Origin of the sequence: Mycobacterium sp. E2733 (genome assembly GCF_001667585.1) — a bacterium.
Taxonomy (GTDB): domain Bacteria; phylum Actinomycetota; class Actinomycetes; order Mycobacteriales; family Mycobacteriaceae; genus Mycobacterium.
In genome coordinates this window covers 1-13,150 of the sequence record NZ_LZJZ01000094.1, presented here as the reverse complement: position 1 = coordinate 13,150, position 13,150 = coordinate 1, and the positions used below count along the sequence as shown (strand labels likewise).

The 13,150-nt window shown below is 67.3% G+C and carries 12 protein-coding genes and 1 pseudogene; 3 read left to right on the top strand and 10 right to left on the bottom strand.

Annotated elements, in window-relative coordinates; translation table 11 throughout:
* Nucleotides 1–4: 4 nt before the first annotated feature.
* The 9 genes from tatC to dop form a co-directional block, all read right to left on the bottom strand.
* Nucleotides 5–973, bottom strand: coding sequence for a twin-arginine translocase subunit TatC (gene tatC / locus A5678_RS17770; RefSeq protein WP_156746963.1), 969 nt, complete (start codon nt 971–973; stop codon nt 5–7).
* Nucleotides 974–1,018: 45 nt separating this feature from the next.
* Nucleotides 1,019–1,306, bottom strand: a complete 288-nt coding sequence (gene tatA, locus A5678_RS17765) for a Sec-independent protein translocase subunit TatA (RefSeq protein WP_068044671.1) — start codon at nt 1,304–1,306, stop codon at nt 1,019–1,021.
* A gap of 72 nt (nt 1,307–1,378) precedes the next feature.
* On the bottom strand, nt 1,379–2,350 hold the full coding sequence (locus A5678_RS17760; RefSeq protein ID WP_068044669.1) for a YafY family protein: 972 nt from the start codon (nt 2,348–2,350) through the stop codon (nt 1,379–1,381).
* Nucleotides 2,347–3,342, bottom strand: a complete 996-nt coding sequence (locus tag A5678_RS17755; RefSeq protein WP_068044668.1) for a YafY family protein — start codon at nt 3,340–3,342, stop codon at nt 2,347–2,349. Before A5678_RS17755 ends, A5678_RS17760 begins: the two co-directional genes overlap by 4 nt.
* A gap of 205 nt (nt 3,343–3,547) precedes the next feature.
* Entirely contained in the window at nt 3,548–4,906 is a 1,359-nt protein-coding gene (gene pafA, locus A5678_RS17750; protein WP_156746962.1) for a Pup--protein ligase, read from the bottom strand.
* A 190-nt stretch (nt 4,907–5,096) separates the two neighbouring features.
* Nucleotides 5,097–5,870 carry a proteasome subunit alpha gene (prcA, locus tag A5678_RS17745; protein WP_068044664.1) on the bottom strand — a complete coding sequence of 258 codons (774 nt, stop codon included), beginning with the start codon at nt 5,868–5,870 and terminating at the stop codon, nt 5,097–5,099.
* Nucleotides 5,867–6,742, bottom strand: a complete 876-nt coding sequence (gene prcB, locus A5678_RS17740) for a proteasome subunit beta (protein WP_068044663.1) — start codon at nt 6,740–6,742, stop codon at nt 5,867–5,869. The genes prcA and prcB overlap by 4 nt, the downstream gene beginning before the upstream one ends.
* Nucleotides 6,739–6,933 carry a ubiquitin-like protein Pup gene (locus tag A5678_RS17735; protein ID WP_007170369.1) on the bottom strand — a complete coding sequence of 65 codons (195 nt, stop codon included), beginning with the start codon at nt 6,931–6,933 and terminating at the stop codon, nt 6,739–6,741. The genes prcB and A5678_RS17735 overlap by 4 nt, the downstream gene beginning before the upstream one ends.
* A gap of 119 nt (nt 6,934–7,052) precedes the next feature.
* The gene (gene dop / locus A5678_RS17730; protein ID WP_068044661.1) at nt 7,053–8,561 is read right to left on the bottom strand and encodes a pup deamidase/depupylase; all 1,509 of its coding nucleotides are present in this window, start codon (nt 8,559–8,561) and stop codon (nt 7,053–7,055) included.
* A gap of 233 nt (nt 8,562–8,794) precedes the next feature.
* Between dop and A5678_RS17725 the strand changes: the two genes are divergently transcribed.
* Entirely contained in the window at nt 8,795–9,985 is a 1,191-nt protein-coding gene (locus tag A5678_RS17725; RefSeq protein ID WP_082945603.1) for a hypothetical protein, read from the top strand.
* A 9-nt stretch (nt 9,986–9,994) separates the two neighbouring features.
* Nucleotides 9,995–10,636, top strand: coding sequence for a hypothetical protein (locus A5678_RS17720; RefSeq protein ID WP_068044656.1), 642 nt, complete (start codon nt 9,995–9,997; stop codon nt 10,634–10,636).
* An 88-nt stretch (nt 10,637–10,724) separates the two neighbouring features.
* Here A5678_RS17720 and arc read toward each other — a convergent pair whose 3' ends face one another.
* Complete coding sequence (gene arc, locus A5678_RS17715; RefSeq protein WP_068044707.1) at nt 10,725–12,551, bottom strand: proteasome ATPase; 1,827 nt, start codon at nt 12,549–12,551, stop codon at nt 10,725–10,727.
* Between the two features lie 310 nt (nt 12,552–12,861).
* Between arc and A5678_RS17710 the strand changes: the two are divergent.
* A pseudogene (locus tag A5678_RS17710) lies at nt 12,862–13,150 on the top strand (hypothetical protein); the annotation flags it as partial.

The window sequence follows — 13,150 nt, the reverse complement described above, 5'->3', positions numbered from 1 at the left end:
CGGTTTAGGTGACATCGTCATGCTGGCCGGCGGTGAACGACGGCTGCCGCGCCGGCTCGTGTATCGGTGCGGGCGTCTCGATCACCGATGCCTCGTCGTCCGGGATCGCCGCCTGGGCTTCGCGCTTGGCCTTCCGCCTGTCGTGGAGGCGGGCGATCTGGATGGCGAACTCGAGGAGTACCGACAGCGCCACGCCGAGGGCGGTCATCGAAAACGGGTCTGACCCTGGGGTGAAAACGGCCGCGAACACGAACATCGCGAAAATCAGGCCGCGCCGCCAGGATTTGAGCCGCTCGTATGGCAGCACACCGGTCATGTTGAGCATGACGATCAGCAGCGGGAACTCGAAGCTGACCCCGAACACCACCAGCAGGTTGATCAGAAACCCGAAATACCGGTCCCCGGACAGCGCGGTCACCTGCACGTCGCTGCCGACCGTCAGCAAGAAGCCGAGCGCCTTGGACAGCACGAAGTACGCCAACACTGCACCCGTGACGAAGAGCACCGCGGCGGGGACCACGAATCCGACCGCGAAGCGGCGCTCCTTCTGGTACAGCCCCGGGGTGATGAACGCCCACAGTTCGTAGAACCACACCGGACAGGCCAGGACCACCCCCGCGGTCAGCCCGACCTTTAGCCGCAACATGAACTGGTCGAACGGCGCCGTCGCCAGCAGTCGGCATTGACCGTCGGCGCTGATGCTCGCGCGCGCCGATTGGGGCAGGGAGCAGTACGGGTGGCGCAGCCATTCGCCGAGGCTCTCCAGGCCGAAGATCGAATGCGAGTACCAGACGAACCCGAAGATCGTGGTGATGAGGATCGCGGCCAGCGAGATCAGCAATCGGGTGCGCAACTCGGTCAGGTGATCGACGAGCGACATCGTCGCGTCGGGATTGGTGCGGCTGCGCCTGTTGCGCGGATTGAGGCGCTTCAGCACGCCGGCAGTGCGCGCTGAAACCTTGAAAACTTTCACGACGCTCGTTCAGTTGCGCGCGGGCACCGCGACGATGACGGCGGGCTACGCCGGGCGTGCTTCGGAGTGCCCCTGCTCGGCGGCCGGCGCGTCGACACGCTGCGACTGCACGGGCGTGGGGTTCGCCGCGGACGGGGCGTTGTCGGTCGCGCTTTTCGTCTCCAGGGCCGACGACTCCGCTTTGTTCTCGGTCTGCATTTCGCGCAGCTCAGACTTGAAGATGCGCATCGACTTGCCCAACGAACGTGCTGCATCGGGGAGCTTCTTGGCACCAAAAAGCAGGATCACCACCACAGCGAGGATTGCCCAGTGCCACGGACTAAGACTGCCCAATTTGATTACCTCCAGACGTCTACCCGATGCTACCGCAGTGCGGCGGTCCACCGGGCCGCCCGCGCCGTGGCCTCAGCGGGTAAGCGCCTGATAGGACTCGCACGCGGCCGCCGCCGCATCCCGGACACGTCGTGCGAGTGAGTCGGGTTCAAGCACCCGCACGTCCGCCCCGAAGCCCAGCACCAGGCGCGTCATCCAGTCCTCGGAGGCATAGGTCATCACCGCGTCGCAGGATCCGTCTGGCAACTCCCGCACCTCACGCATCGGGTAGTACTCGAACATCCAGGACGCCGACGGCGCGACCCGCAGTTTGGCCGATGGCAGTGACGGGTCGCCGTCGAACAGAGAGGTGTCCGGCGGCGCCTGCAGCGCCAGTTCCGGCGGAGCCGCGGGCTCGTCCAATTCGGTCGCATCCACGATCCGGTCGAAGCGAAAAAGCCGCACCCCTTCCGCTTCCCGTGACCAGGCCTCCAGGTAGCTGTGGCCGCCGATCAGCAGCACCCGGACGGGGTCGACGATCCGGCTGGTCAGGGTGTCATGCGACGCGGAGTAATAGTCGATGGCCAGCGCGTGTTTGTGCTGCACGGCCGCGCGGACGGCGGCCGCCGCGCGGCTCTCCGCGGGCGCGCGTTCGTCGGCCGCTGCCGCCGAGCCGGTGGCGTCGTGCCCGATGGCGCCGGCCGCGGCCTCGATCTTGGCGATCGCGCTGCGCGCCGCCTCCGGGTCGACGACGCCCGGGATGTCGGCGAGCGCCCGCAGCGCCACCAGCAGGCCGGTGGCCTCCGGCGAGGTGAGCTTGAGCGGCCGGTCGATGCCCGCGGAGAACGTCACCTCGATGGTGTCGCCGGAGAACTGGAAATCGATCAGGTCACCCGGGTAGTAGCCGGGCAGGCCGCACATCCACAGCTGGTTGAGGTCCTCTTCCAGTTGCTTGGCGGATACCCCGAGGTCGGCGGCCGCCTTGGCCCGGGTGACACGCGGATTGGCCTGGAAGTACGGCACCATGTTGAGCAGCCGGATCAATCGGGTGGATATCGGAGTCACGTGCGGTCCACCTCCTGGACGTGGGCGCGCAGCCGCGCCAGCACGTCCTCGCGCAGCGACTGCGGCTCGAGGACGACGGCGTCGGCGCCGTAGCCGGCGATGTCGCGAGCCAGCCGGTCGCTCGATCCGATGTCGATTTCGATTACCTCTCCGTCGCGGCCGTCCAGTTGTCGTGTGCCGGTGGGTTTCCCGGCCCGCCGCAACGCCGTGGCCCGCCCGTCGGCGACCCATACCCGCGCCTGCCCACCGGTCGGGACCTCGGCCACCGTGCGGGCGACGATCTGGCGCAGGTCCACATCCTCGGGCACGACGACCGCCCCGGGCGCGCCGATCGGCCTGACCTCCGCGCCGATCCGCGACAGCCTGAAGGTGCGGGTGGCGTCGCGGTCGCGGTCGTGGCCCACCAGATACCAGCGGCCCTTCTGGGTGACGACGCCCCACGGTTCCACGGTGCGCACGCTGTACGGCTCGGCCCGTGACGGCCGGTGCGGGAACTGCACCGCCTGCCGGGAGTCGATGGCCGCCAACAGGATTCCGAGCACCTCTTCCGATCCGCGCAGCCCTGGCACGCCGGCGGGCGAGGCGATGGCCACCGGCGCGTCCGGGTCGACGTCCACCCCGGCGGCGCGCAGCTTGAGCAACGCACCCTGCGTGGCGGTGATCAGTTCGGGCGACTCCCACAGTTGCGTCGCGACGGCGACCGCGGCCGCCTCGTCCGAGGTCAGCTCGACGGCCGGCAGCGAGTAGGCGTCGCGGTTGATGCGGTAACCCTCGGTGGGATCCATGGCCGAAGCCCTACCGACCTCGAGCGGGATGCCGAGATCGCGCAGCTCGTTCTTGTCGCGCTCGAACATGCGGGAGAACGCCTCGGCGCTGGGACTGTCCGCGTAACCGGCCACGCTGGACCTGATTTTCTCTGCGCTGATATAGCCGCGGGTGGACAGCAGCGCAATGACGAGATTGACCAACCGCTCAACTTTCGAGGTCGCCATTCGCACCAGGTTATAGCTGGCGCTCGCCCCCCGCCTGCACCGGCTGGCGAGTCGCAGGATCAACAATCGCCACATCAGTCACGAGCTCGTGAGCACCCCATCCTCTGGAAAATTGATAGCGCCGGCGCTATCGCGTTCGCGGCGCCGGCACAGGCAGCCACGGTGGGGCTGGAGTGACGGGTGCGACCAATGGTGAGCGGTTGAGCTACATGCTGGCGATCAGCCGCTTCACCCGCTCGTCGACCGCACGGAACGGGTCCTTGCACAGCACCGTGCGCTGCGCCTGGTCGTTGAGCTTGAGGTGCACCCAGTCGACGGTGAAGTCGCGGCCCGCGGCCTGGGCGGCGCTGATGAACTCCCCGCGCAGCCGGGCGCGGGTGGTCTGCGGCGGGTGGTCGACCGCCTCCGTGATCTCCTCGTCGGTGGTGACGCGTGCCGCGAGGCCCTTGCGCTGCAGCAGGTCGAAGACACCGCGCCCGCGCTTGATGTCGTGGTAGGCCAGGTCCAGCTGGGCGATCTTGGGGTCGGACAGCTCCATGTCGTAGCGGTCCTGGTAGCGCTGGAACAGCTTGCGCTTGATCACCCAGTCGATTTCGGTGTCGACCTTGGCGAAGTCCTGGCTCTCGACGGCGTCGAGCTGACGTCCCCACAGGTCGACGACCTGCTCGATCTGGGCGTTGGGCTCCCGGGTCTGCAGGTGCTCGACGGCGCGGCTGTAGTACTCGCGCTGGATGTCCAGCGCGCTGGCCTGACGCCCGCCCGCCAGCCGCACCGGCCGCCGGCCGGTGACGTCGTGGCTGACCTCGCGGATGGCGCGGATGGGGTTGTCCAGCGAGAAGTCGCGGAAGGGTACGCCGGCCTCGATCATCTCCAGCACCAGCGCGGCGGTGCCCACCTTGAGCATCGTGGTGGTCTCGCACATGTTGGAGTCGCCGACGATCACGTGCAACCGCCGGTACTTCTCGGCGTCGGCGTGCGGCTCGTCGCGGGTGTTGATGATCGGGCGGCTGCGGGTGGTGGCCGATGAGACGCCTTCCCAGATGTGCTCGGCACGTTGGGAAAGGCAGAACGTCGCCGCCTTGGGGGTTTGCAGCACCTTGCCGGCCCCGCAGATCAGCTGGCGGGTGACCAGGAACGGCAGCAGCACGTCCGAGATTCGGGAGAACTCACCGGCCCGCACGATCAGGTAGTTCTCGTGGCAGCCGTAGGAGTTGCCCGCCGAGTCGGTGTTGTTCTTGAACAGGTAGATGTCGCCGCCGATGCCCTCGTCGGCGAGCCGCTGTTCGGCGTCGATGAGCAGGTCTTCCAGCACCCATTCGCCGGCCCGGTCGTGGGTGACCAGCTGCACCAGGCTGTCGCACTCGGCCGTCGCGTACTCGGGGTGGCTGCCCACGTCGAGATACAGGCGGGCGCCGTTGCGGAGGAAAACGTTGGAGCTGCGCCCCCAGGACACGACGCGCCGGAAGAGATAACGGGCAACCTCATCCGGGGACAGGCGGCGATGGCCATGGAAGGTGCAGGTGACACCGAACTCGGTCTCGATGCCCATAATTCGTCGCTGCACGTAATCGAGGGTACTGGTTGTCCGACCGGGAGTGCGCGGAAGCCGCGCCTACGCGTCCCGACGAGTTTCGCGCGGCCCGCTAGCGCGTCCCGGGACGGCTCACCAGCATCGTGAACACCAGCGGTTCCAGGACCGCACGTGTTGCCCTCGGTGTTCTGCCTTCAGCGAACACGATCGATGTGGCCCGGTTTCAGCCCGCGGAGTCGCCGTTCGACTCCGGCGCTTCGCCGTTGGTGTCCGGCTGCTTCGAATCCCCCTCGTGCAGCAGGCTTTCCAGGGTGGCACGATTGATCCGCCGGAATGCCCGCCGCGGCCGGTTGACGTCCAGGATGGCAACCTCCAGGCTGCCCACATCCGGAGACACCTGATCGCCGTTGGAACCGTCCGAACCGCCGGCCCGCAACGCCTTCACGGCGATCTGCGTCGCGTCGCGCAGGTCGGCGTTCTCGGCGTAGGACTCCTTGAGCGCGGTCGTGATCGGCTCCGTCGTCCCGCCCATCACCACGAAATGCGGCTCGTCAGCGATCGACCCGTCGTAGGTGATGCGGTACAACTCAGGCGGTTTCGTCTCGCCGTAGTGCGCGACCTCGGCGACGCACAACTCCACCTCGTACGGCTTGGCCTGCTCGGTGAAGATGGTGCCCAGGGTTTGCGCGTAGACGTTGGCCAGCTGTCGCCCCGTCACGTCGCGGCGGTCGTAGGCGTAGCCCCGGGTGTCGGCGAACTGGATTCCGCCGCGCCGCAGGTTGTCGAACTCGTTGAACTTGCCCGCGGCCGCGAAGCCCACGCGGTCGTAGAGCTCGCTGATCTTCTGCAGGGACCGCGACGGGTTCTCCGCCACAAACAGCACGCCGCCGGCGTAGACCAGCGCGACCACGCTCTTGCCGCGTGCGATGCCTTTGCGTGCGAGCTCGCTGCGCTCGCGCATCGCCTGCTCGGGCGATATGAAATAAGGAAAGCTCACTTCTCACCGCCATCGGGGCCGAAAGTGTCTGCGCGCGAGCGGCTTTCGATGACCTCGCGGGCCAGCTCGGCGATCCGCTGCTCGGGCACCTCGGCCGCCCCTTCGGCACCGATGGTGACCGCCGTCGGGTAGATGCCGCGAACCAAGTCGGGTCCGCCGGTCGCTGAATCGTCATCGGCGGCGTCGTACAGCGCCTCGACGGCCACCCGCACCGCGGAATCGGCATCGACCACCCGCGAGTACAACTTCTTGATCGACGACTTGGCGAAGATCGACCCCGAACCCACCGACTGATAGCCCTCTTCCTCCACGTTCCAGCCGCCGGCGGCGTCGAACGAGACGATCCGGCCGGCGCCCTCGGGGTCGGGCGCGTCGATGTCGTACCCCGCCAGCAGCGGCAGGGCCACCAGTCCCTGCATCGCGGCGGCCAGGTTCCCGCGCACCATGATCGCGAGCCGGTTCACCTTCCCGGCGAATGTGAGCGGCACGCCTTCGAGCTTCTCGTAGTGCTCGAGTTCCACCGCGTAGAGGCGGGCGAACTCGACGGCGATGGCCGCGGTGCCCGCGATACCCGTGGCGGTGTAGTCGTCGGTGACGTACACCTTCTTCACGTCGCGGCCGGCGATCATGTTGCCCTGGGTGGAGCGACGGTCCCCGGCGATGACGACGCCGCCGGGATATTTCAGGGCGACGATGGTGGTGCCGTGCGGCAGCTGCGAGCCGGCCCCGCCGGTTGGCGCCCCGCCGAGGCTCGCCGGAAGTAGTTCCGGCGCTTGGCGGCGCAGGAAGTCAGCAAACGAGGACAGGTCTACGGCTGGATTTGCCGGGAGTGCGGAGTTAGTGGACAGGCGATCAGAGAACGGCCAGGTCACTGTCCGCCCTTTTGGACGTATGCCCGGACGAAGTCTTCAGCGTTCTCCTCGAGGACGTCATCGATCTCGTCGAGCAGATCGTCGGTGTCCTCGGCTAGCTTCTCGCGGCGCTCCTGGCCCGCGGCCGTGCTGTCGGCGAAGTCGTCGTCGTCGCCGCCACCACCGCCACGCTTGGTCTGCTCCTGAGCCATCGCCGGCCTCCTGCTTCATCTGAACTTGTTCAGCGGCTTGCCTGGTTCCTGAGCCACACTGCCCCGCTGATATTTCTCTACCCTACCGGTCAACCCCGACGTTCCCCGGTTTAACCGGCTTAGCTGGTGAGTTGTTCCACCAGTTCGGCGGCGCTGTCGACCGAGTCCAGCAGTGCTCCGACGTGCGCCTTGCTGCCGCGCAGCGGCTCTAGTGTCGGGATCCGCACCAGCGAATCGCCACCCAGGTCGAAGATCACCGAGTCCCAACTGGCCGCGGCGATGTCGGCTCCGAACCTGCGCAGGCATTCACCGCGGAAGTAGGCGCGCGTGTCGGTCGGCGGGTTGTCCACGGCGTCCAGCACCTGGTGTTCGGTGACCAGACGCTTCATCGAGCCACGCGCGACGAGCCGGTTGTACAGGCCCTTGTCCAGCCGGACATCGGAGTACTGCAGATCGACCAGGTGCAGCCGCGGCGCCGACCAGCTCAGGTTCTCCCGCTGCCGGAAGCCCTCCAGCAGGCGCAGCTTGGCCGGCCAGTCGAGCACCTCGGCGCATTCCATCGGGTCGCGTTCGAGTTGGTCGAGCACGTTCGCCCAGGTCTCCACGATGTCGGCCGCGCGGGGGTCGGGATCGCGGCAGTCGACCAGCTTCGCCACGCGGTCCAGGTAAATCCGTTGCAACGCAAGGGCGGTCAATTCGCGACCGTCGGCCAGCGCCACGGCGGCCCGCAGGGACGGGTCGCGGCTGATCGCATGGACCGCATGTACCGGCCGGGCCAGCACCAAATCGCTGAGGTCGATCCCGTGCTCCGGGCCGACTTCGATCAAGTCCAGCACCAGCGCCGTGGTGCCCAGCTTCAGATAGGTCGAGGTCTCGGCGAGGTTGGCGTCGCCGATGATGACATGCAGCCGGCGGTAGCGGTCGGCGTCGGCGTGCGGTTCGTCGCGGGTGTTGATGATGCCCCGCTTGAGCGTGGTTTCGAGGCCGACCTCGACCTCGATGTAATCGGAGCGCTGGGACAGCTGGAAGCCGGGTTCATCCCCGGAGGGCCCGATGCCGACGCGGCCGGAGCCGGTCACCACCTGGCGGGACACCAGAAAAGGGGTCAGTCCGGCGATGATCGACGAAAACGGCGTCTGCCGCGACATCAGGTAGTTCTCGTGCGCGCCGTAGGAGGCGCCTTTGCCGTCGACGTTGTTCTTGTAGAGCTGCAGCTTGGCGGCCCCGGGCACGCTGGCGACGTGCCGGGCGGCGGCCTCCATGACCCGCTCGCCGGCCTTGTCCCAGATCACCGCGTCGAGCGGGTCGGTGCACTCGGGCGCCGAGTATTCGGGGTGGGCGTGGTCGACGTAGAGCCGCGCCCCGTTGGTCAGAATCATGTTGGCGGCGCCGACCTCGTCGGCGTCGACCACCGGCGGCGGCCCGGCCGAACGGCTCAGGTCGAAACCGCGGGCGTCGCGCAGCGGTGATTCCACCTCGTAGTCCCAGCGGGTGCGTTTCGCGCGCTGAATGCCGGCGGCGGCGGCATAGGCCAGGACCGCCTGGGTCGAGGTGAGGATCGGGTTGGCCGTCGGGTCCGACGGTGATGAAATGCCGTACTCGACCTCCGTCCCGATAATCCGTTGCATGGCCTAAGCGTAGGCCCGGCGACGATGCGCCCCGCGCGGCGGGGCGTTGAGGAGCCGGGCGATCGGGTCCAGCCCGGCGACGATGCGCCCCGCGCGGCGGGGCGTTGAGGAGCCGGGCGATCGGGTCCAGCCCGGCGACGATGCCCCCCGCGCGGCGGGGCGTGCAACAGGCGGATGCCCACAGTCGCTCAACGACCAGCGCGGGCGACTTGCCCGCCGTAGGGTGACCCGGCATGGACGTAACTCTGCGCCACACGCCGAGTCGCCGAGGCCCTGCGAGCGGCGCGGCCGAAAACTGGTTCCTGGAGCGGGGTTTGCCGTCAGTGCTGACGAGGCGCGCCCGGTGGCGGCGGCTCTGGCCGCGCTCGGCGCCGATACTGGCGGCGTACGCGACCCTGCAGGGCAGCATCCTGCCGGTGTATCTGATCACCGACGGCCACGACGTCGAAATCACCGGAACCCCAACGACTTCCGAATGGGCCGTGCTGGCGATCGTCGGTCTCAGCGTTCCGCTGATGGCGCTGGCGGGCTGGCTGGTTTCCCGGTCACGGAACGGGCGGGTGCGCGCGGCAATAGCGACCGCGTCGGTTCTGGTCGTGGCGTGCGTCGGAGTGACGACGGGGGACGCCGCGCAACTGCCGCAGCAGGCCGCTGTGGTCGCCGTCGTGCTGATCCTCACGGGCTTCGGCGTCGGCTCGGTGGTCGGCTGGGCGGTGCGAATGATGCTGTCGCATTTCGCCATGGTGGGCGCGCTGGCGGTTCGCGCGTTGCCGGTCGTGCTGCTGACGGCGTTGGTGTTCTTCAACACCTATGTCTGGCTGATGGCCGCGACGATCAGCGGAAACCGGCTGGGGATGGCCATGGCGTTCCTGGTCTCCATCGCGGCCGCCTTCGTCGTCTCCGCCACCGTGGAACGGGTCCGGCCGATGCTGAAGTCGACGGCGGCCCTGCCCGAGGAGACCGAGAACCTCGCCGGCACGCCGTTCGCGGCCATGCCGGACGCCCGTGACCGCGCACCCCTGAAGAAGACGGAACGCCTCAACGTCGTCTTCGTTCTGGCCGCCTCCCAACTGGCGCAAATCCTGGTGGTAGCGGTGGTGACCGCCGCGATTTACCTCATTCTGGGACTGATCGTGCTCAGCCCCGATCTGCTCAACGAATGGACCCACACCTACAAGAGCACCGCGACCGTCCTGGGATTCACGCTGCCCGTTCCGGATTCGTTGGTGCACATGAGCCTCTTCCTCGGCGCGCTGACCTTCATGTACATCAGCGCCCGAGCGGCCGGGGACTCCGAGTACCGCTCCACGTTTCTGGACCCGCTGATCGAGGACCTGCACACCACCCTGATCGCGCGCAAGCGCTACCGCGGCGCCGTCGCACCGTCCGCGCGTGCTGTTGACGCCGCCGACGGCAGTGACTAGCTTCACCGTGTGTCCGCCCCCGAATCCGACCACGTCGGTAAACACGCGCTCAACCTGGTCGGAAAGCGCTACGGCGAGGTGCTGCTGGTAACCGCCGGCGAGGCCGGCCCGCAGGCAACGGTCTACAACAGCTTTCCCCTCAACGACTGCCCCGCCGAATTGTGGTCCGCGCTCGACCCGCACGCCATCGCCGCCGAAAACGGCGTGGCCGCAGCGCTGCTCAACGGTCCGCGATACTGGCTGATGAACGCCATCGAAAAAGAAGCCCAAGGCCCCCAGGTGACGAAGACCTTCGGTGGAATCGAGATGATCCAGCAGGCCACCGTCCTGTTGTCCTCGACGAATCCCGCGCCCTACATCCCCAACAAGGTCAATCGCCACACGGTCTTCGTCTTCAACGCCGGCCAACAGATCTACGAACTCATCGACCCCCAGGGACAGCACTGGGTGATGCAGACCTTGAGCCAGGTCGCCGACCCCAACCTGTCGCAGGCCGACCTGCCGCGACTCGCCGACCGGCTCGACTTGCCGGCGGGATGGACCTACCAGCCGCGTGTCCTCGCCGACGAACTGCGCGTGGACACCAGGACCCGGGCGGCCCAAGTGCTGCAGGACAATCTAACCAACAGCTATTCGCTGGTGACCGACTGACTTTCAACGGCACCGGGCCGACACCTGAACCACGGCGCCGCGATGCGGCGCGTCAGGTGCGCGGTTCAAGTGTCGGCGCGGCTTAGCCCTACAGGTATTGGCCCAGGTTGGATTCGGTGTCGATGGCCCGCGACGCGCTCGAGCTCTTGCCGGTGACCAGCGTGCGAATGTAGACGATCCGCTCGCCCTTCTTGCCCGAGATCCGCGCCCAGTCATCGGGGTTGGTCGTGTTGGGCAAGTCTTCGTTCTCGGCGAACTCGTCGACGATCGAGTCGAGCAGATGCTGGATGCGCAGACCCGGTTGCCCGGTCTCCAGCACCGACTTGATCGCGTTCTTCTTCGCCCGGTCGACGACGTTCTGGATCATGGCCCCGGAGTTGAAGTCCTTGAAGTACATGACTTCTTTGTCACCGTTGGCGTAGGTGACCTCCAGGAACCGGTTGTCGTCGATCTCGGCGTACATCCGCTCGACGACCTTTTCGATCATCGCCCGGATGCAGGCCGAACGGTCGCCCCCGAACTCGGCGAGATCGTCGGCATGCACGGGCAGCGTCTCGACCAGGTACTTCGAGAAGATGTCTTGTGCCGCTTCGGCGTCGGGCCGCTCGATCTTGATCTTCACGTCCAGGCGGCCGGGCCGCAGGATCGCGGGGTCGATCATGTCCTCACGGTTGGAGGCGCCGATCACGATGACGTTCTCGAGCCCCTCCACCCCGTCGATCTCACTCAGCAGCTGCGGGACCACTGTGGTCTCGACGTCGGAGGAGACCCCGGTGCCGCGGGTGCGGAAGATCGAGTCCATCTCGTCGAAGAACACGATCACCGGTGTTCCCTCGGACGCCTTCTCCCGCGCCCGCTGGAAGATCAGCCGGATGTGCCGCTCGGTCTCGCCGACGAACTTGTTCAGCAGCTCCGGGCCCTTGATGTTGAGGAAGTAGGACTTCGCCTCGCGCGCGTCGTCGCCACGCACCTCGGCCATCTTCTTGGCGAGTGAGTTCGCCACCGCCTTGGCGATCAACGTCTTCCCACAGCCGGGCGGGCCGTACAGCAGCACACCCTTGGGTGGGCGCAGCGCGTACTCCCGATACAGCTCCTTGTGCAGGAAGGGCAGCTCCACGGCGTCGCGGATCTGCTCGATCTGGCGGGTCAGGCCACCGATGTCCTGGTAACTGACGTCGGGCACCTCTTCCAGAACCAGGTCTTCGACCTCGGCCTTGGGGATGCGCTCGAACGCGTAGCCCGCCTTGGTGTCGACCAGCAACGAGTCGCCCGGGCGCAGCTTGCGCGGCCTGGTGTCGTCGTTGAGCGCGTCGGGGTGGCCCTCCGGCAGGTCCTCGGCCACCAGCGGTTCGGCGAGCCACACGATGCGCTCCTCGTCGGCGTGACCGACGACCAACGCGCGGTGCCCGTCGGCCAACAGCTCACGCAACGTGGAGATCTCGCCGACCGATTCGTAGGTGCCGGCCTCGACCACGGTGAGCGCCTCGTTGAGGCGAACCGTCTGGCCCTTGCGCAACGACGCGACGTCGATGTTCGGCGAGCAGGTCAGGCGCATCTTGCGACCCGAGGTGAACACGTCGACCGTGTCGTCCTCGTGCGCTCCCAGCAACACGCCGTAACCACTCGGCGGCTGCCCGAGCCGATCGACCTCCTCGCGCAACGCCAGCAGTTGCTGGCGCGCCTCTTTGAGCGTCTCCATCAACTTCGAGTTGCGGGCCGCCAGCGAGTCGATACGGGCCTCGAGTTGGTGCACATCGCGCGCAGCGCGGGCGCCTTGCGCCCCGGCTGCATGCTCGAGTTGCTCGCGCAGCAGCGCTGCCTCGCGGCGTAATTCTTCCAATTCGGCAGCATCGCCGGGGGACATGCCTGACTCGCGGGGGGTACCGAATGATTCAGAACGCTCTGAGCCACCCATGTTGCGCTCCTTTCCCACACCGAATTGGCGCGGTGGATACTTCAAAGCTACCGGCGATTGACCGATGATGTGCGGAGTCAAATACCCACGAAAAGTTAAGATTTTCGTCTCGCTGGTAATCTCGGCCACTAATCTCGCTGATCGAAAGGGCCGCCGTGACCGCAAAAAGCCTCGCCACCGGCCTAGTCGGCTCAGCCGATGCCGGCGTAGCGAGCGCGGGTGTGAGTTCAGTTGCACCCGTTGGCCCGACCGCACGGCGGGCGCCCGCTTCACGCCGCACCCCGACCCCCCAGCCGGCCTGATCGACTGGATGCACCGACACCTGTCCGCAACGTTGAGCGCCGCCACCATCCTGGCGGCGGTCGGACTCTCGGGATGTTCGTCGCATCAGCAACCCCGAATCGCCTCCTCCATGCCCGCGGCGGCCCCCGCCACGTCGAGCACGGTCGTCATCTCTCCGACTACCCCGCTGCCGACGTCTGAAGCCCTTACCGACATCTTGACCCGGCTCGTCGACCCGAACGTACCCGGTATTAACAAGGTGAGTCTGGTCGAGGGCGCGACCCCGGAGAGCGCGGATACCCTGGGAAAGTTCGCCA

Coding starts and splice junctions, on each gene's coding strand:
- dop (WP_068044661.1), bottom strand. CDS start 8,561: ATGCAACGGATTATCGGGACGGAGGTCGAGTACGGCATTTCATCACCG.
- A5678_RS17725 (WP_082945603.1), top strand. CDS start 8,795: ATGGACGTAACTCTGCGCCACACGCCGAGTCGCCGAGGCCCTGCGAGC.
- A5678_RS17755 (WP_068044668.1), bottom strand. CDS start 3,342: ATGGCGACCTCGAAAGTTGAGCGGTTGGTCAATCTCGTCATTGCGCTG.
- A5678_RS17735 (WP_007170369.1), bottom strand. CDS start 6,933: ATGGCTCAGGAGCAGACCAAGCGTGGCGGTGGTGGCGGCGACGACGAC.
- arc (WP_068044707.1), bottom strand. CDS start 12,551: ATGGGTGGCTCAGAGCGTTCTGAATCATTCGGTACCCCCCGCGAGTCA.